Genomic DNA, 26,057 nt, shown 5'->3' with positions numbered 1-26,057 from the left:
ATACAAAAACGACGGGTCCGGAGACAACGAAAAAGGTCGCTCCGAAAATCCGAAATACGCTGTATATAATTCTGCGGCCATACGCCAAGCTACCCATTTAACTGCGTCAATGCATCTCTTAATGACACTACACTATAGTACTGATGCGTTTGGAGTACGTTCAAAATACGATCAATTCAAGGCGAGCGACCCTTTGATGAACGGCGCTACGACGCACGATCGCTTGGATGCAGTTCAATGCGATTCTTTGCAACGCGATTCTTTCTCAACTTTGTCTCATTATTTCCAAATTACCTAAAATTTGCTAAAAAATCGCGGCATGATTTCAGAATTGGAAACAAGCACAACTAAGGGTTGACCGGGGTTTACTCATATATGCCGTGATCTTGCCTAAATTCCCCGCAAAAGAACGTTAATACGCCATAAAACAGTCTTAACAATTTATTTATTGGTTATTAAATGGTAACCAAGGTTAGTCCGAGTGTGTGCGGATTAATTATTTTTTTACTTTCTTAGGAATGGGCGCTGCGCCCAGATTGCTGCTTATGACTTTAAATGTTTCACCTGCCTCAGTGCAGATAGACGCTGGTCCTGCTACAGCGACCCCTGTTGTGGCGCTCGCGCGCTCCGAAGGCATCTATAAGACCAAACTGAAACGCGTTTTTGACCTCGTCGTTTCTTCAATTCTATTAATCCTTTCCCTTCCTATTATCTTGGTATCAGCTGCGGTCATCTCTTTGGACGGCCACAACCCATTTTACTCTCAACTGCGTGTCGGAAAAAATAACAAGACATTCCGCATGTGGAAGCTGCGGACAATGGTTCATGGCGCTGACGATCTGCTGGAGGCTCATTTGGCGTCCAATCCAGAGGCCCGCCGTGAATGGGACGCAACGCAGAAACTGAAGAAAGACCCACGTATCACGTGGATCGGTCGTATTCTGCGCAAAACGTCCCTCGATGAGCTTCCGCAACTGTTCAACATCTTCAACGGCACCATGTCCGTCGTAGGCCCCCGTCCAATGATGGTATGCCAACGTTCCAGCTATGCAGGCCTTGCCTACTATAACATGCGCCCTGGTTTGACCGGGCTGTGGCAGATCTCGGATCGGAACAACAGTGATTTCACCGACCGGGTTGTGTTCGATGAGCGTTATAACCAAGTGATGTCTGCAAAGACCGACGCCGTCGTCGTCATGAAGACTGCATTGGTTGTGCTACGCGGCACCGGCTATTAACTACTTTTCCCCCTAATCGGCCACTATGTTGCCGTTTTTGTGATATCTAAAAAAGCTGTGCCATTATGTATGGGACAGCTTTTTCGTGTATATCCCATGACAGTGTGGTGTTTATCACCGTAGCATGGTTTTAATTTTGGAAATTCTAGCGAACAGGACTGACTGGAAATGCGTTTTTTGAAACTTGCGAAGCCGAGTGTTCTTTTGATGGTGGGCCTACTTGTTCTGGCGGGCTGTGAATCAGCCGAAGAACGGGCACAAGCCTATTACGATAATGGCGTCGCGTTGATTGAAGCCGGTGACTACGATCGTGCCATCGTCGAATTCCGCAATGTTTTCCAGTTGAACGGCAGCCACCAAGAAGCGCGTCACCGCTTGGCCGAGTTGTTGCGGGATCATAACAATGATCCAGCAGGGGCATATGGCCAGTACTTGCGGTTGGCCGAGCAGTATCCAGATGATTTGAAGGCACGGCTTGAACTAGCAGAGATGGCGATTGCGTCGTCTAACTGGGAAGAAGCAACACGGCACGGCACTTTGGTCATGGAGGCTGATCCAGAAAACCCACGTGTGAAGATTTTGGAAATTGCCTTGGGCTATTACGAGGCAACAGTTGCGGGCAATAACTCTGAACGGCGTGTTAAAGGCCGCGAAGCCGCTGCAATGCTGGAAGAACAGCCAGACAGTGTCATTTTGCGCAGCATGTCGATCGACAATGACCTGCGTAACAATGATTTCGACATGGCGATGGTGAACATCGACTGGCTTATTGCCTCTAATCCCGAAAATCCTGACTACTGGCGCCAGCGTCTTTTGGTTTTGGCCCAACAGAATGATACAGAAGGCCTTGAGTCCCAGTTGCGAGATATGGTGGTGCGTTTTCCGGATGACATTACCAACAAGCAAACTCTGATCCGCTTTTATATGTCGCAAAGCCGGCTCGACGATGCAGAAGCCTTCTTGCGTGATTTGGTGGCCAGCAGTCCCGAAGACAATCAAGCACCGCGTGTGGATTTGATCCGCTTCTTAAGCGAGACACAAGGCAATGACGCCGCACTGGTCGAGATTGAAGCGGCCATTGAACAGTCCCAAAACCCAGTTCCATTCAGAACAATGCGCGCGGGAATGGCGTTTGACCGCGGGGAACGTGAAGCCGCCGTTAGTGAACTGGAGGATATTCTGGCCTCGGCGGGCGAAGGTGTGGACACCCAACGTATCAAAGTGTCCTTGGCTCAGATGATGTTGAGCATGGGCAACGAAGTGGGAGCCCGCGCAAAGGTTGAAGAAATTCTTGCAGAAGACCCCAACAATTCAGGTGCGCTGAAAATGCGTGCTGCATGGTTGATTGACGCGGATGATGTGGATGGCGCGGTGGCAGCACTGCGCACGGCGCTTGATTCCGATCCCGACGATGCTTTTGCCCTGTCTTTGATGTCTGATGCCCATGCGCGCGCAGGGCGTGCAGAATTGGCCCGCGAATTCCGCGCCTTGACCGTAGAGGCCTCGGGCAATGCGCCAGCCGAGTCGATTCAGTATGCGCAGCTTTTGATCGAAGAAGGCCGTTTCCTGCCGGCAGAAGATATCTTGCTGCCATCGTTGCGGTTGAACCCCAGAAATGTGGATCTACTGGTCATGCTGGGACGTCTCTACATTGCGATGGACGATCTGGGTCGTACAAATCAAGTGGTTTCAACATTGCGCCAGCTTGAAACACCTTTGGCAGATCAAGCCGCGATGGGGATTGAGGCGCAAAGTATCAACCAACAAAAAGGCGTTGATGACGCAGTGGCCTTCCTTGAAGGCATTGCTGGTGCGGAAGACGCAACTATGGTCTCGCGTATTGCGCTGGTCCGGGCGCGTTTGGCCACTGGCAATGTCGCGGATGCCCTCGATCTGGCGCAAACGATGCTCAGTGAAGATCCAGAGAACGAAGGATTGCAGGGCATGGTTGCCTCTGTTCACTCAGTGAATGGGAACTTTGAAGAGGCTGAGGCAATCTATCTTGACCTTTTGTCCAAAGACCCCGAGCGCCCCGGCGTTTATTTGCAATTGTCCCAAATCAAAGCCCGTCTGGGTCAGTCTGATCAGGGGAAATTGATTATTGCCGAGGGTCTTGAGGTTCTGCCCGAGGATCCTGGTTTGCTATGGGCGCAAGCGTCGATCTTTGAAGCCGATGGAAACATCGATGGTGCGATCGACATTTACGCGAGCCTTTATGAACGCAATTCCACATCCCCTGTCGTTGCCAACAACCTGGCGAGCCTTTTGTCGACCTATCGTGATGATGCCGAAAGCCTTGATCAGGCTTGGCGGATTGCCAGACGGTTTAAGGATGTAGAAGTACCCGCCATTCAAGACACCTATGGGTGGATTGCCCAGCGCCGCGGCGATAGCACAGAGGCTGTTGAGTATTTAGAAGCTGCGGCCGCTGGCCTGCCAGCTGACCCAATTGTTCAGTATCACCTTGCTGTCACATACCAAGCGTTGAACCGGCCTGCGGAAGCCTTGGCCCAGTTCGAAAAAGCTGTAGATATTGCCGGTGATATTGATCAAAGGGCCCAGATCATAGATGCCCGCGCCCAGATCGAAGCGCTGAAAGCAACCGTCGAAAACTAGCGATCACGCCGCTTCGGGGGCGTGTCCCACAAACTACACTGCCAGAGCTATTCTAAGTTGGTCGAACGATCTGCTTTGTTTCTGGCTGTGTTCGCTGTCATGGTATGATCCAAAGATTTTGCGGAAAGGCAGTGCAGTATGTTCTTAGGGATTAAAAGGGTCACCTTTGCGTTGATTGCTATTTTTGTTGCAACAGCAGCAATGGCACAGTCGGAATATCGCGCACGGGTAGGCGACAAACTGACTGTCGAAGTCTTAGAAGACGGCACGTTGAACCGGACTGTAGAAATCCTACCAGACGGTCGTATCAGCTTTCCGTTTATTGGCGGTTTGCGCGCCAGTGGTCGTACCGTTGGTCAAATCGAAGCCTCAATCGCCAATGGTATTTCCCCAAATTTTGCCACCAAGCCAAATGTTTTCGTAACGTTGCAACCCAAAGAACGGGTGATCATTCCGTCGGCTCCCAAAGAACCTGACACGATCAACATCTATTTCATGGGCGAAGTTGCAGCCCCCGGGATCAAGAAAATGGAACCCGGCACGACCCTATTGCAGGCGCTGTCACAATCCGGTGGCCTGAGTAAGTTTGCGGCAACAAAACGTATCCAGTTGCGCCGCACCGATAAAGCAGGCCGTCAAACCATCACGTCGATCAACTACAAAGCCCTGTCCGAAGGTGCAGCCATGCGATCCGATCCACAACTGCGCGATGGGGATGTTATTCTGGTGCCCGAGCGTCGCCTGTTTGAGTGACGTAAATGGGGCGCACCGGGGGATATCAACCATCGCTGTTTTGTACTGCGGCGGCTTTGCTGATGGCATGGCCGTCTTTGGGTTTTGCGCAAGACGCTGACGGCGGCCTAAGCGCCAGTTTGACGTTCTCCGAATTTGCCACCGTTGATGATGACGATGGTTTCAAAATGCGATCAGACTTAGGATTTGACCTAAGCAGCCGCACCCGCAGCCAAACCTTTGAGATGTCCCTGCGGGGCGCTTTGGACAAATTTGGCGACACAGATGACGGATTTTCATTTGAGGATCCAGAGGCCTCCCTGCTGTATTCCATCGAAAACCGAACCACAGTTCTGAGTTTCGATGCAAATTACATCAGCCGAAAGGTAGATGCCTTTACCCTCAGCGATGATCTGGATGATGGGGATATAACGCTGGACGACGCCCGTCGCGATGATCTGGGCGCTGGGATTTCGATGGAGTTTGGACGCGACGAGGCCTTTGGCGCCACGTTGTCGCTGCGCTATGCTGATCGTTCCTTTTCGGACACCACATCTACGACCTTGTTGGACAGTGTAACCCAATCGGGCAATCTTGGATTTCGGTTTGAGATAGATCCGCTGCTGACTGCGCGTCTGACCTATACATACCGCGATCTGGACAGGGACGGAGGCACCGACACGGAAACCCAGCGTCTGAGCGCTGGCATCAATTATCAGATCACCCCAAGTCTGACCGCTGATCTTGCGATTGGTAGCAGCCGTGTCGAGCAAGGGGGTACTGCCGATCCCAACACCAATTCGGGCTATTCCCTTGATGCAAGTCTGGTCAAAGAATTGCCCAATGGCAGTCTCAGAGGATCCTTTGAAACGGACATTGACGAGAATGGCCGAAGGTCCACTTTCCGCGTTGATCGCAACATGGAATTGCCACGCGGCACATTAAATTTTGGTGCTGGACTGAGTGAAGACGCCGAGACAGGTGAGACAAAACCGCTGTATGCCCTCAGCTACGAACACGAACTGGCACGCGGCAGTTTGAATGCATCCCTGGCACAATCATTTACATCGACCTCTGATGGCGATGAAGTTTTGCGCAGCCGTCTGTCTTTGGGATGGCAGCAAGAACTGTCCAGCAGATCCAACTTTAACAGCAGTGTAGCCTGGAATGTATCCGAGCAACAAAACGGGTCGGACAGCGATCGGTCTCAGTTTGATTTCACTGTTCGGTACAACCATGAATTATCCGACCGCTGGTCTGCTTCGGCGGGATACCAATACCAGCGGATCAGCGAAGACAATGCCGAAGATGACACATCAAACGAGTTTTTTATTGGCCTCACGACCAGCGTAAACTGGCGCCCTTAGGGCCGTTTATAGACACTGACCCGCAAGGTTGCAGATGGGCTGTCCGAGACTTTGTCCCATGTGTTGAGGCGCTGCATCAGACTTTCCATAACTTCAGTATAGCCTTGCGGTAGATTTTTGGGATCTTCGGTAACTTCGATCAGGATCACTCGACCACTGTTTAGTTGAATGGTCCTTGTTTCAGCAGGCGTTATGGCTTTGGCCTTATAGGCCGCCTCGATGACTTCGGTGTTCCATTTACCGTAAGCAAAGCTAAAGCTGTCGCCTGCAAACAAGTTGGGATTGTGCCACCTTAGACCCGGCTCCAGCCCTTGGTTTGTTAGGATCACGGTATCTACTGCGGCATCTATATTCAGCGCCTGCAGCGCGGGTGTTATGGCAGTGTATTGATCCTGTGGGCCTTGGGTCGGATAGGATTGCACGATCATCACAAGTTGCACTGCAAGAACACCTGCCAGCAACGGCCACTGCAATTTTTTACCAAAGGCAAAGGTGCCGTAGGCCATCAGGATCACACCGATATACCCGGTCCAAATCAAAGGCCGCAGCAGGAAGATGGGTTTGTAAAAGCTGATCGCCCAAATGACCAAGGGCACACCAAAAACCATTAGTGCCATAAGTGTGCAAACATGGGGCATTTTTCGCAAGTGCCACAGACCCGCCAGCATCAGCGCCAAGACCACGGGCTTCATCCAAAACGGATAGTCATAGACGCTGGCCATGGTCGTGTAGACATGCCCAAGTGTGGGTTTCGGGGCCCAAAAACTGTCGCCAAGTGTTGTGCTGGTATGGCTGAGCAACGGCAGGATCGCGGGCGCGATCAACACGCCGTATAGTACGGCAGCAGCACAGGCTTTCCAAAAGAACGACCATGGCAGCAGCTTGCTGAAGGCGCAGATCAAGGCCCAGACCCCCAAGACGAACACCACCAGCAAAGTGACCGCGTGGCCATAAAATCCAATCGCTGCACTCAGGGTAAAGACAAGCCAAAGCGCGCCTTGCTTGGTCGCGCTGAGCATGCCAGCGCCGCGTGCATTCTGGGCCAAGACCAAAGTGGCGGCCAAGCATATGGTCATCATCAATGTGGTGATGCAATACATGCGAATTTCGCGGCCCTGATAAAAAAACATAGGAGAGGTTGCCGCCAGAAGTGACGCAGCAAAGGCCACTTTGGGCCCTTGAACCACGCGCACAAAGGCAAAAACAGCAGGAATAGACAAAAGTACCAACGCTGCGGGCAAACTGCGCACTGCAACCACGCTGTCCCCAAAGGTACTGTTCCATAGTTTTTGCAACGCGTAATAGACGGGTCGGTGGGTATCCAGATCCCAATATTGCACGACAAGCTCGCGCCACCCTGCTTGAGTGAACATCAATGTGACGTATTCATCCCAAAGATAGGCTTGGGCGCCAAGCTGCCACCAAAGAACCGCAGCCCCTAGAGAAAGTGCGACCGCCAGTCGCCCCCATTCAGCGCCGGATATGGGTTTTGCGGAAAACAATGTAGCGGTTGCCCAAATAGTTAAAGATCATCCCAGCAGCGATCCCACAGAGTGCCGAAAGGTACAGGCCTGAACCCGAGCCCTCGAAGATGCTGTTGCGCAAGGCATAGGAGACGGCAAAGTTAACACAGGCCCCCACGGCTGAAGCACCGACAAATCCGACGAACTGTTTTCCTATATTGCCGTCTTTGGCATAGGAAAATGTGAAGCGGCGGTTCAACAAGAAATTGGTGATGACACTGACGCCGATCCCACCTGCCAAACAGACTGCATCTGGCAGCCCCATGGCCAACAAAATGCTGAGCATTATCAAATTCACAGCAACACCGGAGGCCCCAACCACTAGGAACTGAGCCAGATACATTGCGTTGGCAAAGCGGTGCAAATAGAGGCGGCGCAGGTGTTGGATGTATTTCAGTTGTTCTTTGAAGCTAAGTTTGCTTTCGCCGTAGACCCTGTCGGAGAAATGGATTGGCACTTCGCCCACGTTTTGGAAGCCACACTTTACGATCAGTTCCAGCGCGATCTTGTACCCTACTGGGTTGAGTTCCTTGACTGTGTCAAAGTCAGCTTTGCGCATGATGAAAAAGCCCGACATCGGATCTTTTACTTTTGTCAGGGGACGCGCCAACATTGTCGCAATGATACTGTTGAGCCACCGCAAGAAACCCCAGTCATCATCTGTTGAGGCCCCGGGCACATAGCGCGAGCCGATCACAAATTGCTGACCCGAGTTCAACCCGAGGATCATTTGAGGAATACGTTCCGGCGGATGGCTGAGGTCGCAATCCATGCAAACCAGAATAGGATATTGCGCCGCTTCAAACCCTTCGATCACCGCTGGGCTAAGACCGCGATCCTTGGTGCGCACCAAAATTTTAGCCCAGTCAAATCCAGAGGCAGCCACTGCTTCCGCGCTGCCATCCTGACTGTTGTCATCGGAAAAGATAACCTCAAGCGTCAGATTGTAATCCTGCCGCAGTTTGTCCAGTCGCGCCAAGATATGCGGGATATTGTCGACCTCTTGGTAAGTCGGCACGATGATACTGATCCCCGTGGTGTAGCGGATCTCGGCAAGGTCATCGGTGGGTGTCGTCACAGTCATCTCGAAATGGGTCCGTCTTAAAAAGCGCTTTGGAGCCTCGTAGGCATATTTGCCCCCACAAAGCATTGGCTGGCTGTTGTTGCAAGTATTCTGCAGATTTTGGTCACAGATCGGGATGTAATGGAAACAGAGTTTGTCCTTAGTGTGGCTTTCGCCAGAGGAAATGAACAATTGCTAGGCAACAAAGCATCCATACCACAGCGACACCAAAGGCTGGCAGGCCAAAATTCTGGTAAATAGTGAACCCGGTATTGCCCGAAAAGACCGATGTCAGCACTGGATCCCAAATAGGAAACTGGTAGTCGTTTTCCAGGCGGTAAGGTGTCAGCGTCGTCGCAGTAGCCGCAATGTTCAAAAAGGACGAGATCGCCAAAAGCCCAAGTGCCAATGTGTTTAGCAGGCCCCGCGCGTTCATCCACATAAATACCAGTAGCAGGCCCGCGAATGGCAAAGCTGGCGTGATGTGACGCGGTCCAAGAGAGGCGCCGCCGTCCCAATAAAAGTAACTGGCGTTGAACAGCAGGTAATAAACGACGATCACTGTCGAGGTCACGGTTTCAGATCGCCAACTGCGCTGCTTTGCTGCCCAATACAGCCCAAGCGGCAACAGAATAAAGATGGGCGAGATCCAAAAAAGTCCGCGCCGTTGTCCGAAGGTGATTTCATATAGAACCGATACGGATGGTGATGTCAGGCCCAAGAAGCCTTCGTTCATGCCTTCAAAGCCCACAACGCTGGAATACCCGACGGAAAACGGGCTGCCAAAACTGATGTCGTGATAGATAAGGACCGGAATGATCGGAAGGGCGCATCCGATGACCGCAGCCCCTAATCCTTTGGCAAAGCCGTTGCCCCCCATGCGGGACGCTTTGTAGAGACCGTAGAGGGCCACAATCAAGACCGCCGGTGCCGCAGTATATTCCAACATGACCGAGCCGCCGAGCATCCCCCCTGCCCAAAGAGCATTTAGAAAGGGGGATTTTTCATCAGCGTTGATTTTTTGACAAAAGTAAAAGGCAAGGAACAACGTGGCCGCCGTTGCCGCGTGTCCAAAGAAATTGGCTGACCATCCTAGCAATGGACTTGCGACAAAGGGCGTCAAAGTGGCCAAAAGCGCCAATCGCGTGTCTTGGGTCATGCGCAGCGCCAGTTTGAAAAATGCCAAACCTGCAAGGGCCGTCAGCAGCCCCGATGTGGTCAGGATCATCAAACGGATCGCGGCCTTGCGCAGGGCGGCGTCCTTGCCGTTTTGCGCAGAAGGCTCTTGCGGCAGAACCTCAAGATCAGCACCAACTGCCTGCCCCGCAGCCCGTGCAAGTAGGTAGGCCGGCACAGACAAAAACGCCATGCCCGGCGCCTTGTCGGAATAATAGTGCCCCTCGTGAAAGGCGATATCGACGGTCATGTGACCGTAAGGGTCAACTTTTGTTGTACCCTCTTCGATCATTGAACTGACAAGGGCCAAGCGGCTGACAGAGTTGGCATTCTCAAATTTGGTAAAAAACGGGGCGGCGAGGATTAGGATCAAAGCAACCAGAAGGAAGCTCTTGAACCCAGACCAGCCGTTCAGCGATGTTTCAGAAGGCGCCATTGAAGTAACTTTCACGATGAGGGCGATGGATGGGACGGGGTGGTTTCACCTAACCATCTTCGCACGGCTTTTTGCCAATAACTTTCCCAATAGATCGTAGAGATATGCGCCGCAATCCACATCAAAACAAAGCTAATAGGGCGCTTGAAAATATAGCGTTCAAAGGTTGTTCCTGCGTTGAACCAGCCAAACAACATCAACGGATGCCAGATATAGAGCGCATAAGAAATTTTAGCGATATAACGCGCAATCCGTCCTTCAAGAACACGCAATAGGCGGGTCAGCTGGCAGTGCATGATGATGCCCACGACTGCCATCGAAAAATAGGCGCGGAAATAGACCAACGCGCCGCTGGAATTATGGGCAGAAAGCGCAAAAAGCGTGCCAAAAACCAACAGTGTTGCAAGGGCAATCGGTTTGGGCCTAAGGATGCGGCGCAAGTGATCGCCCCAATGCATCGAGATCAGCGCAAGGCAGCCCCCCACAAGGATTTCATCAACCCTTAGATGTGTGTTGATATTGGCCACGGCTTCTGCCTCGATCCGGAAACCTGTGATGATGAAAGCTGCCGGAAAAACCAGCCACAAAGCGCGCCTCCCCGCGATCAATACGGCGATGCTGACCGCGATATAAAAGTGCATTTCGACGCAAAGCGACCACAAATGCCCCACTGGGCCCCCTGCCAATCCATCCACAAGATAGTTCGACAAGAATGCCATGTTCAGTACAAAGGATTTTAGCGGCAGGCCAAAAAATAGTGTCAAAACTGCCAAATAGGCAAATAATGCAGGCACAATGCGCATCACACGTTTGGCCAGAAATGGCCCAACCTGAGGTTTTTTGTACAGGATGGATACGATAAGATAGCCCGACAAACAAAAGAACAGAGCCATTCCCGACCGTGCGGCTACAGAATTCATCATCCAGTCTTTGGGGCCCAACGGCAATGCGTGGCCCATCAAAACCAAAAGGATACTGGCTGCTCTGACGCCATCTAGCGCATGGATATAGGTTGATTTGCGAGGCGCAGATGAAGGTGCCGCAGCACTTGGGGGGGAGGCCGAAATAGAATTCACAAAAGGTCTTTCTCAAACAGCGTCTCGCGCTTGACGCTTTTTAAGCGTAGACGCAGAAGAGACCAAGAAAAAACTGAGGTATCTGGGCCTATGATTTTCACAGCAGTCAAACGCCAAATGGTGTGCCTAAGCTTGGGCCTATGTGCGGGCCTTTGCCCGGACATGGAAAGGAAGTCTGATTTGTTGGGCCACTCTGCCCGCCCATGACAGTGATAACGCGGATAAAATCCCTCTTTGATGGCGATGGTTTGCGCGCGCGGGCATTGCGCGGCAGTGTTCTGACCTTTGTTGGGTTTGGGTCCGGGCAATTTTTGCGGCTGTTGTCCAATCTGGTTCTGACGCGTCTACTTTTCCCTGAAGCCTTCGGTCTGATGGCGATCATTCAAACGGTTCTGTTAGGCCTACAGATGATTTCCGACACTGGCTTAAACACGGCGATTGTCCAAAGCAAAAACGGCGAGAAACGCGTGTTTCTTGATACCGCTTGGACGGTTCAGATTGTACGGGCCATTCTGTTATGGCTGTTGATTATCGCAGTGGCAGGACCTGTTGCACATTTCTACGCGCAACCTCAGTTGGCGCAATTGTTGCCAGTTGCTGGTCTGACGATTTTCATTCTTGGGTTCCAATCGACCAACTTTGCCACAGCCAACCGCAAACTGGTTCTTGGGCGGCTGACGGCCCTCGAACTGATCAGCCAGGCTATTGGGATTTTCACCATGGTGGCCTTAGCGTGGTGGACAGGATCCATCTGGGCGCTGGTCATCGGAACCGTTATAGGCACAGCCGCGCGGGTCGTCATGACGTATACAATGCTGCCGGGTGAATGGAACAAACTGGCCTGGGATTCCACTTGTTTCAAAGAGCTGTTTGATTTCGGCAAATACATCTTCATCGGCTCACTGGCAGGGTTTGTTGTCAACAACGCAGACCGTGCTGTCTTGGGCAAATATGTGCCTATTGCAGAGCTTGGGATCTACAATATCGGTTTCTTTCTGGCTGCTATTCCGCTGCTGCTGAACCGTCAGTTCGGCAGTAAAATCCTGCTGCCAATCTATTCAAACACACCGCCTGCCGAAAGTGCGCAAAACAGAAAGAAATTGCGTCTGGCGCGTCTTTTGCTCACCTCGACGATGCTGGGTATGGGGTTTGTGCTGGCCCTTTTGGGGACCACTTTGATCGATCTGCTCTATGAGCCTGTTTATGCGCTGTCGGGTCCAATTTTGGTGTTGCTGAGTTTGGCGAACATGCCATTGATGATCATTTATCCTTACGGGGTGATGCTGTTGGGCATGGGCAATTCGCGCAGCTTTACCGTGCAACAACTGTGCCAAGCGGGAGTTTATCTGGCCTTGCTGATACTGGCCGTGCAGGCGTTTGGAATAATCGGCGTGATGATTGCACAGGTTGTGTCCGTGCTGTGCGTCTACCCCTTGCTTGCGTGGTTTGCACATAGATATCGCGGCTGGGATCCACTATTGGACGCAGGACTTTTCGCGGTGGCCCTCGCAATTTCAGTGATCGTTTTGTGGCTAAATGATCAGGCGATTGCAGAGATTCTGCGTGGCATCGTGGACTAGCTACTTATATTCGATCAAGCGGGCTTTGCGTCCTGCACGTCTGTCGCGCCAAAATTTCAACGCCCCTTGAGCCTCGGGAAATTTACCGATTGTCAGGAATGTCGCCTGCAACAGATGTTCCCCCCGCAGTGTCAATCGAAGGATCTGGGCCGGCCAGATTAAGACAGCTAGCAACGCTTTGATTGAGATCAGAACCGCTGCGATCAGAATAATAATTGGGAACACACCGCCCCAAAGGATAGCCCGCTGCAATTCGCGCCGGTTATACTGTTCGGGGCCTTTGCCATGCAAAGCGGCCCCTTCTGCGTAGGTGTATCCTGCGCGCATGCTGCGTTTCCACCACTGACCAAAGTGGTGCATGTCCACATCATGTAGCGCCATTTCCGCAGCAATAATCCAGATGTCCCATCCCTGTTGGCGCAGACGATAGCAAAGCTCGGGTTCTTCCCCTGCGATCATAGCCTCGTTAAACCCATCAACCTGTGAAAACGCTTTAGCGCGCATCATTACGATCCCGCCTGAAGCATCTGTTTGGCCTGCGGGACGGTCCCATTCGGCGTCAATCAATCGGTTATAAAGCGACGCATTCGGGAACCGCTCGCGCAGCCGTCCGCACACAGCCGCCACATCCGGGTGCGTATTCAAAAAGGTCTCCGCTGTCTTCAGCCAGTCCGGATCCAAAACACAGTCACCATCAATGAACTGAATGAAATCAACGGTGACACCCATTTTGACAAGTCGATCAACACCTGCGTTGCGCGCGCGCGCGGCGGTAAAGGGCTGGTCCATATCGAGGTGCACCACTTCAACACCAGCGGCCTTTGCATGTGCCACGCTATCATCGGTCGAGCCACTGTCGACATAGATGACTGTTGCATTTTGATTGGTAATGGACGCCAAACAGGCTTGGAACCGCGTCCCTTCGTTTCGTCCGATGGCAATGATTGCAGTTGTCATGACAGCGGAGATCGTCCTGTCAGAAGGGGGCGCACAGCAGTGCGGGTAAAGTCGGATCCAAAGGATTTTGGCAGTTTCGACGGTCGCCCGCTGAGTATGGATTTAAGCGATTGCAGACCAGCAGCCCCCAGCATGGACACAGAAAGAAGAGCCGCGCGCGCGGGGCCGTAGCTTTTGAAAAAGTAATGCGCCCAGGATTGGTACCAGTAGTCTGGACGGCGCTTGCGTTCAGACTGTCCAACGCCAGTTGCGGCCCCTTCTGCATGCAGCACTTTGGCCTCGGCAATGTGCCACGACTGCCAGCCGTTTTGCCCAGCTCTGCGCATCAGATCGACTTCTTCGTAATATAGAAAATAGGCGGGATCAAAAAAACCAACGCTTTGGATAGCCTCCATCCGCATCATAACGGCTGCCCCTGAAACCCAATCGACCTGCTGTGTTCCAAGATTTGGCGGCAGGGCCACGGCTGTATGTTCAAACTGCTTGGCGATCACATTCAGGCCCAATGTCCGGATTAGCTCGGACGTGATACTGGGAAAGCGAAAAGCGGCAGTCACTGGACCCGTATCAGGTTTTGCAATGGCGGCCCCTGCAAATCCGATCTGTGGGTTTTCGTCCATGGCTTTGGCCAACACATCGATTGCGTCGTTGTCCAGCGTGGCATCGGGGTTCAATAGCATAATCTTTTGCGGGGGGGCCGTTTGGGCCGCCAACCGTTCGATCACCAGATTGTTGCCCCGTCCGAACCCGTGATTGGTGGTTTCAAGGTAGGTGGTCACGTGTTTCGTCCAAAGAGGTGATTTTGCAGCCTCTGCCAATTGATGGGCGTCATCCCCAGGCGAGGCGTTATCGACAAGGTGGACATCGACGTGGCGGCCCCCATGATCCCGTTCCAAGACACTGTTCACCGCCTTGATGGTCAAATCAGCGGTGCCGTAGTTTATGATAATGACCGACACCTCGGCAGAGTTTTGCATTATTTGGGTCTCAATCTTTTTTGTCTTTCGTGGCGTTCCGACTGTCGCGTGTAGGCGGGTGCACTGGCCGGTTGTGTTGCGTCGGCTTGAGAGGTTCGCCGATAGCCCAAGGTCGATTGACTTGCCGAGGCTACCGGATCCGCGTTGCCTGTTACCCTGCCCAATTCCAACCGCCCCCACAAAGCACCTGCCAGCATCCATGTTAAAGGTGTGACGCCAGAGTTGGGGATCAGATCGATCATGTTACCAGCCAACATCAGGGCAATAACGGATGTCTCGGGCCCAATTTCGAACCGTTTGGCGCGGAGGGTCAAAAGAAAGATTGGGAAGGCAAAAAGGCCAAATTCGAATATGTAGCGCCACCAGCCACCAACCCCCAAGGTGATGATCCAGTATCCATCTGCAAGGGTATAATCGCGGCCCGTGTTTTGGTCATAGACGCGCGAGCGTCCCCATCCCCCCCAGCCAAATACAGGGCGTTGGCTTGCTTTGGTCAGCATTGCTTCTTCGTTACGAAGCCGGACCATCAAAGACCGCGCACGGGCTTCGTCAATACTGGCCGCAGCTTGGCTGATGGTTTCAATGGGCATAATCTGACTGCTGCGTAAAGCAGGATAAAAGATGACTAGGCCCGCAATAACACTGGCCGCAATCAATTGGGTTCGCACCCCAAGAAACATGACCATCGGCAAAAGCAAAACTGCGATGATCAAGGCCCCTAAAGAGCTGGACAGTAAAAGTGTTCCAAAGATCCAACCGGTTGCCAGCATATAGGCCGCGCGCTGCTTTTTGAGAATTTTGGCCAAGCCAAGTGCTGCGGTCGCGGCCATGGCAAAGAAAAGGGCCAGAACCAGTCCGTGGCTTAAAAACACCAATGGCCGCCAAGAGCCGCCGCGAAAGTGTTGCACCCAAGCATGTGGGAAGAAACCGTAGAACGTGATGTTCAGCTGCGGGGACATACGGATCTCGTAAAGTGCCAGAAAAGTGTAGCAGGTCGCAGCAATCACAACGGTTTTGAGCAGCAAAATTTGCATGCTGGGATGCCCAAGATATTTGCGAGCCAAAAGCAGCGGCAACAGCAAAATCAGCGTGGTCAAAATCTCGGAAAACGCGTCGTAGGGCTGAAGCCGCCTTAAAAAGCGCGCATTGGCAATGACGATCCCGTCCCCGTTTGTCATCACCATCATAAACGCACCGAAAACCAGCGCAACGATCGAGAAACGCAACATCAGGTGCCTTGGCATAAGCGGCGCGGTTTGGGTCGTGCTTTTGGCCAGCCCAAATATTACGACAAACACCAATGCGCACAACACTGGGATCGAAATCTTATCCAAACCAGGAAGCAATGGCAGATCAACCGTGTTCCCCTCTGGCAGCAAAAGGAACCCCGCCAAGACGATGACGATAAACGCCTTAGGTGCCGCCAAAGATCGCGCCATAAAAAAGCTGATTACAGGCCAAGTCAGGAAGGCGATGGTAGGGGGTATCAAGAGTTTTTCCTAGAATTGGAGAAGCGATTTAATGAAGGGATTGCTCAAACTCTGTTGGGTCCGTGCGCATGCTTATAAAGTAATTAGAACTTTCAGGCCAATTTTTATTCCAGATTGCCGTTCTTGCGAGCGGATGATTTCAGTTTTTCTTTCACCGAGCGCCCATGAGGCAAGGAAATTTCGAAATGGCAGATATTTTTGAGAGTTATACCACTGGTCTTGAAAGCCCCGCAACTCATCTGGTTGCTGTCGTTCCAAGTGATACAACCGATTTGGATCAGGCCAGCCGTGCGCTGAATACAGCCACCTCGGGCACGGTCCAGATTACCACAGTATCTGGCACCATCGCCACAGTTTTTGTGAACGCTGGTACAACGTTCCCAGTGCGCGCCACACGCATCTGGCAAACAGGCACCACTGCTACAAATATCGTGGCGATGTATTAATGATTGGTTTTGGCTTTAGCAATGTAGGGGCGCAGTCCGAAGGGTCAGCACCCCCCCCCGTCGCCACTCTTTCGCTTGAAAGCCAGACCGATGGGACTGTTCACATCGTGGCTCAGTCAGATACAGAAATAAGTCTGACAGTCTCGGGATCGACTTTTCATGACGGCACTTATGTGATTGATCCCGCAGCTGTCGCACTTGGGCCGGTAAATTTGGTACCACCAATGTTGTTGGGCGATGCCGAGGTCGGCGCGGTCTTGACCGCGGTTCCGGGATTGTTTGTTTTTGATGCCCAAGGAGATGTCCCGGTTGAGACGTTTGTCTGGCAAAAAGACGGTGTGATGTTCCAAGATGGGACATCCGCAACTTATGAAGTTGCCCCTGATGATGCAGGTGTCGAGATCCGTTTGCAGCACATTTTGGGCGCAGTTTCAGTCGTGTCAGAGGCCGTGATGCCGGCCATTAGCGGTGCATCATTTACCGATGACTTTAATGCCTATGCAGATGAAGCCCTGTTGCAGGACCAACCAAACTGGAGTTGGAGCTATGCAGCAGGTGGGGTTATCGTTATTCGCAATGGCCGCGCCGTTTCATATGATGCATCCGCCAGCAACATTGTTGTGCCAACCGTCCCAGATCTGACTGTTGATCATTTCGCAGAGGTCGATGCACATACTATTGGGTCCGGAAATGGGGCTATCATAGAAATTTATGTGCGCTACACGGATAGATTCAATGGATACAGTTTACGCGTTCAAAACGGAATCGGATACGTGACCAAGTACCTATTAGGTGTATCCACGATTATTTCACCTCAGAACTTTACGGCAGTTGATGGTGACATCTTACGCTTTCAAGCCAGCGGCGACACGCTTACAGTCATGCAAAACAGCGTAAGCATTATGACCATTACTGACAGTGATATTACCGATGGGACAGTGGCCATGAAGGTCCGCACGATCAATTCTTTGCCGCCAAATGCGCCCGAGGTCGATCGTTTTAGTTGTGGAGATATTTGATGCCAATTCTAGGATTTCGCGGCTTCCCAAAGGGCCAATCGGTGACGCTGCAGGCAACGCAAGACGGGGTGGCAACGCTGCCCCTGACAGCGGCCAGTTGGGATGCAACGGGATCGGGTTTGCAAGGTGGCCCCGTCACGATCAAACTTGATCGGACCCAAGCCATGGCTGCCCCTGACAGCGTTCGTTTTTCCGTTGAATTGGACAAGACGACCTTCGGCTTGCCTGCCGGCAACAGCACAGCCTACGACCAAGGTTTGCACGAATTAATCTATTTATGGGATTTTGGTGAAGACGCGCCAGATGCAGTCGTACGCAAGCAATGGGATGCCCCACAAAACATCTTTGACAAGTGGAAAACCCGAAGCTGTGCAAAGGGTCCATGGGTAAGCCATGTGTATCGGACCCCCAACACCTATACTGCATCTGTCATCGTCTTGAACCCGCGCACGGGTCAATCTTCTACGGCCAGCGCCACGTTTCAAGTGGGAACGCTGGACGCGTTTTATCCTGCGGGCAATACAATCTGCGTAAACCCCATTGGGGATCCTGATTTTGGCGATGCCCCTTTGAATGCACAGCACGTGAATGCCGATGCTCTGCTCAACGATGATGCGCTTTGGACAGATCAACGGGGCGGTGATCCTGTGAGGTGGCTGTTCAAACGCGGGGGGTCGTTCACATTGGGCGTAAGTTTTGACAGCTCAGAACCCCATGACAATGCTTTTGGCGCCTATGGAAGTGGTGAAGACCCCATCATCACGTCCCCAACCGATGGCACAAACGGCAACAGATGCTTTTATGTGAATGCACGCTATGTCGGTTTGTCCGGGAATAAGACCCCGGATTTACGCATCTTTGGATTAAACTTTCAGGGCAACCACGATCCTACGGTCGAAGAACAGACCATTGACGCTACAAACAAGACAAGCAATGCGTTGCGGTCTGACAAATATCTGGACATTGTCATTCATAAATGTCGTTTCGCGGGTTTCTTTTATTCAGCGGTCAGCACCTATCCACGTGATCTGAACGAACCACACAATGTCCATTTGGATGATGTCGTCATCACCGATTTTGGGGGCCAGTATCCCACAATCTTTGGCGAACACACCCATCCACAAAGTAGCGTTTCCCTAACCGGTACGCGCATCGCGCAAAATCCAGAGGCATTCTCGGATCCTGGCATTCGTGCGCCATCTCGTATTCAAAGCATCACTCAATTGCACATGCGGGGTTGCGATATTTTCCATACCGACGAGACACAACCTTGCATCAAATTCCAGGAAACGCCCCATGCTGATGGGATGATCACGAATGTACATTCCAACAGCTTTGAAGGCGGTTTGGAAGTGATCTCTCTGAACCGAAATGCAACCAACAGCTATACCACGACGGCTGGCCGCGATGGCGGGGCGATCAACAATGCAATCTTTGATGGCAATGTGTTTGTGGGCAATTACCGTTCGATGGTTTTTGCACGCTTGGAAGGGCAAGGCGTCACATATCGTGGCAATCTGTGCATCATGCCGGCAACTGTGCGAACGGGCAGTGGATTGGAGGCCTTGTTCTTTGTCTTCAACCGTGGCGATGAACCAACGACCCAATCTGCCCCCATTGATATCTATAACAATACCTTCGTGCTGTTGCGCACTTCCGAGCAGAACAACGCCCTTTCACCAATTGATTTCTCTTACAACCAACAGGCTGAATATCTGGGCAATCCCGATCATGACGATGTGAACTTTAACAACAACATCCGCCATTATCCCAATCTCGATAGTCCAGTGACGCCCTATGCTCCGCTGGACCGTACCCCTGAGGTGATGTGGACACCACGCAACATCGGACGCAAGGCGCTTGGACAAACCACAGTGGATCCTTTGAACGGCGCCCCTCAAGTCCCATTGGACGCATATGCGCCTTCATTTGCCTCCCCGGCATTGGGCGATGCTATGACAGAACCGGTTTCGTATTTTGATATGTTCCTCGCACAGCGTCCCGAGCCACCAAGCAAGGGCGCATGGGAGGCGCAATAGTCCTACGAGACGGGTTTACTCAGATAGGCTGATCCGACATAAGAACGGGACGAATTTAAGGAATTTATCCCGTGTCTTCCCTGCCGCGATTGGCCTATTTGACCGCTCTTTATCCCGCCGCGTCCCATACGTTCATCCAACGCGAGGTTAGCGCATTGCGGGAATTGGGTTTCGAGGTCGAAACCTGTTCCATGCGCAAACCAAGCCCTGAACATTTGATCGGGGACGAAGAAAAAGCCGCATTTGCCAACACGTTTTACGCCATCGAAACAGGCAAAAAGCCGGCCAAGATGCTGGGGGCCTTGGCCCAAGCGATACTGGCACCGGCGCGCTTATGGACGGGCTTGAAACGGGCGGTACAGACGGCCCCTCCAGGCGTTAAGGGCGCATTAAAGCAAGCGGCCTATTTCGCTGAGGCGTTGATCCTGGCCAAACACCTGAAATCTAGAAATATCAGCCACTTACATAACCATTTTGCCGATCCTTCGGCCAATGTTGCGATGCTGACCTCGGCCCTGTCCGGCATCCCATTTAGTTTTACCCTGCACGGCCCAGCCGAGCTTTACGAGCCCGAAAAATGGCAGCTGCGCGCGAAGATCGAACAGGCCGCATTCGTGGCATGCATCAGTCACTTTTGTCGGTCTCAAGCGATGTATTTTTCTGATCCATCGCATTGGTCCAAACTTAAGATCATTCATTGCGGCGTTCTGCCGGAACGCTACACGCGCCCCAAAGAGACGACAGAGGGAACTGTCAATCTGCTCTTTGTCGGACGGCTGACGCCTATCAAAGGATTGCGCGTGCTGTTTGAGGCGTTTGCAGCAGCACAGGCCCAAAACCCCGCCCTGACGCTAACGCTGGTCGGTGACGGAGATGATCGCGCGCATTTGGAAAAACTGGCGCAGCCGTTGGGCGAGGCTGTGACGTTTCTAGGCTATCAATCCCAAGATGGCGTGGCGGACGCATTGGCGCAGGCAGATGCATTGGTTTTGCCCAGTTTTGCCGAAGGATTGCCAGTGGTGCTTATGGAAGCCTTAGCCGCAGCCACGCCAGTAGTGTGTACCCAAGTTGCCGGTGTCGGCGAGTTGGTCGAGGACGGCGTGTCCGGATACCTCGTCCCTGCCAGCGACGTGGACAGCCTGACAGACCGACTTATCAAAATTGCCTCTGATGCAGGCATGCGCGCCAAAATGGGGGCAGCGGGACGCGAAAAAGTCAAAGAGGCGTTTGATGTTCGCCTTGAGGCTGCCCGAATTGCGACGCTTTTTGTAGATACGGATCACGCAACACATCGTCCACCTCCCTACGAGAAGCCCCTCTAATGTGCGGAATTACCGGATTTCTTTGGTCCACTGGTTCAGGTCCTGATCCTGAACGCGTGCTCAAAACCATGACCAAAGCGATTGATCACCGCGGACCGGACAGCGACGGACATTGGATGGATCCACAGGCCGGTGTGGCCTTTGGCCATGTGCGACTGGCCATTGTTGATCTAAGTGCCGCCGGTCATCAGCCCATGCAATCGGCCTCGCAACGGTACATGCTGACGTTCAATGGCGAAATCTACAATCATCAGAAACTGCGTGCCCAGCTTGAGGCCACAGGCCATGCCCCTGATTGGCGCGGCACCTCTGACACTGAAACGCTGCTGGCCTGCATCGATGCGTGGGGACTGCGCAAAACACTCGAGCAGTGCATCGGCATGTTTGCCTTGGGCCTATGGGACGCCAAAAACCGCGTTTTACACATGGCCCGTGACCGGTTCGGGGAAAAGCCGCTTTATTATGGATGGCAAGGCACCGGGGCCGAGCGTGCCTTTCTGTTTGGGTCTGAACTGAAGGCCCTGCGCGCGCATCCTGCCTTTGAAGGCCAGATTGCCCGCAGCAGCCTTGTCGATTGTCTGCGCCATGGAAATGTCGGCGAAGACCGTTGCATCTATGACGGCATCGCAAAACTGCGGGCTGGGCGTATCATCACGATTGATCAACAAACCGGATCCGAGCAGATTGAAACTTATTGGGACGCGGCCGAGATCGCCGTGCGCCCCAAACCACAGCGCGTTTCGGACACCGAAGTGACGGACGCGCTGGAGGGGTTGCTCAGCGACGCCATCGGTCAGCAAATGATGTCGGATGTGCCCCTTGGCGCGTTCTTGTCCGGCGGCATCGACAGTTCGGTTGTGGTCGCGATGATGCAAGCCCTCAGCGACCGTCCTGTACATACGTTTTCCATAGGGTTCAGCGAAGCACGCTATAACGAAGCCGAATTTGCCCGCGCCGTAGCGGATCATTTGGGCACCAAGCACACAGACCTTTATGTCTCGGACAAAGAGCTGCTGGATGTGGTGCCACAGTTGCCCCACATGTATGACGAACCCTTTGCGGACAGCTCACAAATTCCAACTTACCTCGTGTCTAAACTGGCCCGTGAGCATGTGACCGTCTCGCTGTCAGGCGATGGTGGGGATGAGCTTTTTGGCGGTTATGGGCGCTATGTGCATGCGGCCAAATTGCGGGCCAAGCTTCAAAAAATGCCGCACTCTTTAAGGCAAATGGGCGCCGGGGCCATTCGCGCGCTGCCCATGCCAGTTTTGAACAAACTGCTGGGTGGAATCTTCCCGACACCGCAAGGCAAGGAACCCATTGGCCAACGCCTGCACCGTTTGGCGAATTATGCGCGCCAGCCTGATTTAGAGACCCTACACCGCACAATGGTGTCGAATTGGCGCTTTCCTGACAGCGGCGTTCTGAATGCCGAACCGCCGGTTTCACTGCTGGCCGAGGCCCTGCCCCCGCGCGGTGACCTAAGCGAAATTGAACGCATGATGCAATTGGATATGGCGACTTATATGATCGACGATATCCTCGCCAAAGTGGACCGCGCAACAATGGCTGTGGCCCTTGAAAGCCGCGCGCCCCTGCTGGATCATCGGATCGCAGAATTTGCATGGGATTTGCCGCTGGATCAGAAAGTCCGCGGGGATCAAACCAAATGGGCCTTGCGACAAGTTTTGTATCGGCATGTGCCGAAAGAGCTGATCGAACGGCCCAAAATGGGCTTTGAAGTGCCTATTGGACTGTGGTTGCGATCCAGCCTGCGTGAATGGGGTGCAGACCTTTTGCACCCGGATCGTTTAAACCGCGACGGCTATTTTGACACGGCCCTCATTAAGGGAATGTGGGACCAGCACCAATCAGGTCAATGCAATTGGGGCGCACAATTGTGGAACGTCCTCATGATACAAGCGTGGCTTGAGGACACCCAAGCATGAGTGGCCCGGCCCTAGGTTATAGGCCAGATATCGACGGCATCCGTGCGATCGCTGTGGCTTTGGTCGTGGTGTTCCATTTCGAACTGATCCCCATGGGACGCGCAGGTTTTATCGGGGTGGATGTGTTCTTTGTCCTTTCGGGGTTTTTGATCACGCGGATCATTCTGGCTGGACTGACAAACAATACGTTTTCCATAGCAGCGTTCTATACGGCCCGCGTGCGACGGCTTTATCCTGCGTTATTGACGGTTCTATCCCTTTATCTTTTGGTCGGATGGTTTGTCTTTCTGCCGGATATGTTTGCCGAACTGGCCACAGAAAGTCTGTTTTCCCAACTCTACATCATCAACTTCTATTTCTGGCAGGAAGTGAACTATTTCGGGCTGCAGGCGAAACAAATCCCGCTGCTGCATATGTGGTCCCTCGCTGTCGAAGAACAGTTCTATATCTTCTATCCATTGGTCCTTATGCTGCTGTATCGCTATGCAAAGCCGGCCTTGCTGCCTGTTCTGATTTTCACCGTTCTGGCCTCTTTTGCACTGGGCTGGTTTGCCTCTGGTTGGAAGCCATGGGCTGCGTTTTACCTTTTGCCGACACGGGCTTGGGAACTGGGGGCAGGTGGCGTGCTGGCCATTGCGTTGGCCCGCACAGAAGTTCCCCACTGGCTGGCCCATATTGCAGGCTGGGCCGGTCTGGCATTGATTGGTTTTGCGCTGTTTATCTACACGCCGCTTTTACTGTTTCCCGGTTGGTTTGCGGTTCTACCGGTTCTGGGCGCAATGGCTTTGATCTTGGCCGGATCAGCGCAGCAAGGCCCCACTGCAGTCAGCCGTATGTTGGCGCTGTCCCCGATGGTCTGGCTGGGACGGATTTCATACCCTCTTTATCTGGTGCATTGGCCCATCATCATTGTCTTGGCCCAAATGCTGCCCGAAGTCAGCTGGACAATGCGGGCTTTGGGGCTTGCTGGATCCGTGGTTTTGTCCTGGGCGATCATGCTGTTTATTGAAACGCCCATTCGGCAAAAACGCCGATTGAACTCGAACCGCGCGATGTGGGGTACCTTTGGGGGGACGACTGCGGCGCTGATTACTATATCGGCAGTGCTGATGATCAACTCAGGGGCGCCGGGCAGGTTTGACCCACAAGTCAGCACGCTTTTGACCTATGCCGACGATCAGCCCCACGCGTTCAAGCCCTGCGATTGGCCCCGCCCCACTTGCCTTTTGGGCGCGCCTGATCAACAGCCGACTGTTGCCCTGTTCGGGGATAGCCATGCCAATGCCTACGCCACCGCTTTGGATATGGCTCTGAAAGCCCGCCAGCAAACTGGGGTGCTGATGTTTGGATCAACCTGCATGCCTGTCCTGAATATGGGCGGACCGCGGTGTGATGATTTTACCAAAGCCAGCCTTGAGCGGCTTGAAACCAATCAAACCATCAAAACAGTTTTTCTGGCCTCAATCTGGCGCCAAGCTAATTCCAAAGGCGGCCTGATTGTTGGAGATACAATCATCCAAGGCCCAGCGCTGCACGCAGTGTTCCAAAAAAATCTGGTCGAAACGGTGACCCGCCTTCAGGATAGCGGCAAGACCGTAGTGCTCATTGATCCGCTGTTTGCCACGCCTTCTTTTGTGCCTAAGACCATGGCGCGCAATCTGGCCTTTGGCACCAACTGGCCGGTGGATGTGGCCCGCGCCGATCACGATGCAGAGTTTTCCTTTGCGCAAGCGGCTTTTGACGCCGCAACGGACGCTGGGGCCACACGTATCAGCCCTCTTGAAATTGTGTGCAGCGAAACCTTGTGTTCTGGCACATTGGACGGCACACCCCTTTATACAGACAACAGCCATATCCGCGTGGGCCAAAGCCTGCGCTTTAAATCTTTCCTCAGCGACGCCCTGCCCCGCCCATGACACAGTCTTACTCAGCCCCCAAGATTACCGGCCCGCACAGCTTTGAAAGCTATCAAGAGCAAAAGCACTTCGGGAACCTCGATGGCATCCGCTTTTTGTGCATCATGGCTGTGATGTGGCATCACACACCGCTTTGGAAACCAATGCTGGACATCTCGGTGTTCTTTTCGCGCGGCCATGTGGGCGTCGATTTCTTTTTCGTTCTGTCGGGATATCTGATCACCACCTTGTTGCTGCGCGAGCGGTCGCGCACAGGAAAATTCTCGCTCAAGCGGTTCTATTGGCGCAGAATGCTGCGGATCATTCCAATCTACTATCTGGTGGTCAGCGCTGCTGGGTTTAACGAAATCGTGCTGGACGGCGAATGGTATGAATTGGCCTACTTGCCCTACTATTACCTGTTCTTGTCGAATTTCCTGATACCTGAACATATCCGGCTTTTGGCGCCCACGTGGTCCTTGGCCGTGGAAGAGCAATATTACCTGATCTGGCCGGCTCTGTTGCTATTTTTACCTTACAGATGGGTCATTCCCACCCTCGCGATTTTGATCGGGATCAACTGGATTTCGGCGCTTGATGGCTTTGATCTGATTGGCATTTACGCGTTTGTTGTAGGTGATCTGATTATCGGCGTAGGAACAGGCACCTATGCTGCGATATTGATGGGCTCACTTTGCGCCGTTCTTTTGCACAATCGTCGCAGTTTCGAACTGTTGGCCCGCTTTTTGTCAGGCTATTTCACACCCCTTTTGTGCATGGCCCTATTGTTGATCAGCCTTGCGGTAACACCTGCCGCGCTGGCTGGCTGGCCCAATATGATCGTTCATAGCTTGATGTGCCTCACACTGATGAGTGTGATCCTGCGCGAGCGCAATGTGTTGTCGCCTCTCTTACAATTTGCCCCTGTCCGGCGCATCGGGCAGATCAGTTACGGGATTTACCTGTATCACCTGTTTGCCAAAGCAATCGTTTGGGAAGTCTTCTTGTCCATGGGGATGCAGAATATTTACACCTTTATCGCAGGCTTTGTGGTTCTATCGATCATTATGGCCGAGATTAGCTTTCGAACATTCGAAGCATGGTTCATGGGGTTTCGCGATCGAGGATGGGGCAGGCCCAAGCCCAAATCCTAGTC

General features: G+C 52.8%; 19 protein-coding genes. 12 read left to right on the top strand and 7 right to left on the bottom strand.

Annotated features, from left to right (window positions below; all coding sequences use genetic code 11):
* The first annotated feature begins 518 nt into the window (after positions 1 to 518).
* From ACIRQ6_RS00630 to ACIRQ6_RS00615, 4 genes are all read left to right on the top strand, one after another.
* Complete coding sequence (locus ACIRQ6_RS00630) at positions 519 to 1,238, top strand: sugar transferase (RefSeq protein ID WP_420862194.1); 720 nt, start codon at positions 519 to 521, stop codon at positions 1,236 to 1,238.
* A 207-nt stretch (positions 1,239 to 1,445) separates the two neighbouring features.
* Complete coding sequence (locus ACIRQ6_RS00625) at positions 1,446 to 3,854, top strand: tetratricopeptide repeat protein (protein WP_420862193.1); 2,409 nt, start codon at positions 1,446 to 1,448, stop codon at positions 3,852 to 3,854.
* A 201-nt stretch (positions 3,855 to 4,055) separates the two neighbouring features.
* On the top strand, positions 4,056 to 4,607 hold the full coding sequence (locus ACIRQ6_RS00620; protein WP_420862192.1) for a polysaccharide biosynthesis/export family protein: 552 nt from the start codon (positions 4,056 to 4,058) through the stop codon (positions 4,605 to 4,607).
* A 5-nt stretch (positions 4,608 to 4,612) separates the two neighbouring features.
* Positions 4,613 to 5,953, top strand: a complete 1,341-nt coding sequence (locus ACIRQ6_RS00615; RefSeq protein WP_420862191.1) for a hypothetical protein — start codon at positions 4,613 to 4,615, stop codon at positions 5,951 to 5,953.
* Here ACIRQ6_RS00615 and ACIRQ6_RS00610 read toward each other — a convergent pair.
* The 4 genes from ACIRQ6_RS00610 to ACIRQ6_RS00595 all read right to left on the bottom strand — a co-directional run bounded on the left by ACIRQ6_RS00610 (position 5,950) and on the right by ACIRQ6_RS00595 (position 11,227).
* Positions 5,950 to 7,455, bottom strand: coding sequence for a glycosyltransferase family 39 protein (locus ACIRQ6_RS00610; protein WP_420862190.1), 1,506 nt, complete (start codon positions 7,453 to 7,455; stop codon positions 5,950 to 5,952). The genes ACIRQ6_RS00615 and ACIRQ6_RS00610 overlap by 4 nt on opposite strands.
* Complete coding sequence (locus ACIRQ6_RS00605; protein ID WP_420862189.1) at positions 7,424 to 8,560, bottom strand: glycosyltransferase; 1,137 nt, start codon at positions 8,558 to 8,560, stop codon at positions 7,424 to 7,426. The genes ACIRQ6_RS00610 and ACIRQ6_RS00605 overlap by 32 nt, the downstream gene beginning before the upstream one ends.
* A gap of 139 nt (positions 8,561 to 8,699) precedes the next feature.
* Entirely contained in the window at positions 8,700 to 10,151 is a 1,452-nt protein-coding gene (locus ACIRQ6_RS00600) for a hypothetical protein (RefSeq protein ID WP_420862188.1), read from the bottom strand.
* An 11-nt stretch (positions 10,152 to 10,162) separates the two neighbouring features.
* Complete coding sequence (locus ACIRQ6_RS00595) at positions 10,163 to 11,227, bottom strand: acyltransferase family protein (protein WP_420862187.1); 1,065 nt, start codon at positions 11,225 to 11,227, stop codon at positions 10,163 to 10,165.
* A gap of 203 nt (positions 11,228 to 11,430) precedes the next feature.
* Here ACIRQ6_RS00595 and ACIRQ6_RS00590 point away from each other — a divergent pair, with 203 nt between their 5' ends.
* A complete protein-coding gene (locus ACIRQ6_RS00590; RefSeq protein WP_420862186.1) occupies positions 11,431 to 12,807 on the top strand; it encodes an oligosaccharide flippase family protein in 1,377 nt (458 codons plus the stop codon).
* Here ACIRQ6_RS00590 and ACIRQ6_RS00585 read toward each other — a convergent pair whose 3' ends face one another.
* From ACIRQ6_RS00585 to ACIRQ6_RS00575, 3 genes are read right to left on the bottom strand one after another with little or no spacing between them, the layout of a single operon-like run.
* Entirely contained in the window at positions 12,808 to 13,764 is a 957-nt protein-coding gene (locus ACIRQ6_RS00585; RefSeq protein WP_420862185.1) for a glycosyltransferase family 2 protein, read from the bottom strand. It abuts the gene before it with no gap.
* Complete coding sequence (locus tag ACIRQ6_RS00580; protein WP_420862184.1) at positions 13,761 to 14,741, bottom strand: glycosyltransferase family 2 protein; 981 nt, start codon at positions 14,739 to 14,741, stop codon at positions 13,761 to 13,763. The genes ACIRQ6_RS00585 and ACIRQ6_RS00580 overlap by 4 nt, the downstream gene beginning before the upstream one ends.
* Positions 14,741 to 16,180: a hypothetical protein gene (locus ACIRQ6_RS00575; RefSeq protein WP_420862183.1), complete on the bottom strand. Its 1,440-nt coding sequence runs from the start codon at positions 16,178 to 16,180 to the stop codon at positions 14,741 to 14,743. Before ACIRQ6_RS00575 ends, ACIRQ6_RS00580 begins: the two co-directional genes overlap by 1 nt.
* 236 nt (positions 16,181 to 16,416) lie before the next feature.
* Here ACIRQ6_RS00575 and ACIRQ6_RS00570 point away from each other — a divergent pair, with 236 nt between their 5' ends.
* From ACIRQ6_RS00570 to ACIRQ6_RS00540, 7 genes are all read left to right on the top strand, one after another.
* Positions 16,417 to 16,677: a spike base protein, RCAP_Rcc01079 family gene (locus ACIRQ6_RS00570; RefSeq protein WP_420862182.1), complete on the top strand. Its 261-nt coding sequence runs from the start codon at positions 16,417 to 16,419 to the stop codon at positions 16,675 to 16,677.
* Positions 16,677 to 17,696 carry a hypothetical protein gene (locus tag ACIRQ6_RS00565; RefSeq protein ID WP_420862181.1) on the top strand — a complete coding sequence of 340 codons (1,020 nt, stop codon included), beginning with the start codon at positions 16,677 to 16,679 and terminating at the stop codon, positions 17,694 to 17,696. The genes ACIRQ6_RS00570 and ACIRQ6_RS00565 overlap by 1 nt, the downstream gene beginning before the upstream one ends.
* Entirely contained in the window at positions 17,696 to 19,735 is a 2,040-nt protein-coding gene (locus ACIRQ6_RS00560; RefSeq protein ID WP_420862180.1) for a hypothetical protein, read from the top strand. Before ACIRQ6_RS00565 ends, ACIRQ6_RS00560 begins: the two co-directional genes overlap by 1 nt.
* A gap of 71 nt (positions 19,736 to 19,806) precedes the next feature.
* On the top strand, positions 19,807 to 21,057 hold the full coding sequence (locus ACIRQ6_RS00555; protein ID WP_420862179.1) for a glycosyltransferase family 4 protein: 1,251 nt from the start codon (positions 19,807 to 19,809) through the stop codon (positions 21,055 to 21,057).
* Positions 21,057 to 23,006: an asparagine synthase (glutamine-hydrolyzing) gene (gene asnB / locus ACIRQ6_RS00550; protein WP_420862178.1), complete on the top strand. Its 1,950-nt coding sequence runs from the start codon at positions 21,057 to 21,059 to the stop codon at positions 23,004 to 23,006. Before ACIRQ6_RS00555 ends, asnB begins: the two co-directional genes overlap by 1 nt.
* Entirely contained in the window at positions 23,003 to 24,922 is a 1,920-nt protein-coding gene (locus ACIRQ6_RS00545) for an acyltransferase family protein (protein WP_420862177.1), read from the top strand. Before asnB ends, ACIRQ6_RS00545 begins: the two co-directional genes overlap by 4 nt.
* Positions 24,919 to 26,055 carry an acyltransferase family protein gene (locus ACIRQ6_RS00540; protein WP_420862176.1) on the top strand — a complete coding sequence of 379 codons (1,137 nt, stop codon included), beginning with the start codon at positions 24,919 to 24,921 and terminating at the stop codon, positions 26,053 to 26,055. The genes ACIRQ6_RS00545 and ACIRQ6_RS00540 overlap by 4 nt, the downstream gene beginning before the upstream one ends.
* Positions 26,056 to 26,057: the final 2 nt, after the last annotated feature.

It is taken from the genome of Algirhabdus cladophorae (genome assembly GCF_044772865.1).
Taxonomy (GTDB): domain Bacteria; phylum Pseudomonadota; class Alphaproteobacteria; order Rhodobacterales; family Rhodobacteraceae; genus Algirhabdus; species Algirhabdus cladophorae.
The sequence above is the reverse complement of the archived record's forward strand: the minus strand, read 5'-3'. Positions and strand labels throughout refer to the sequence as shown.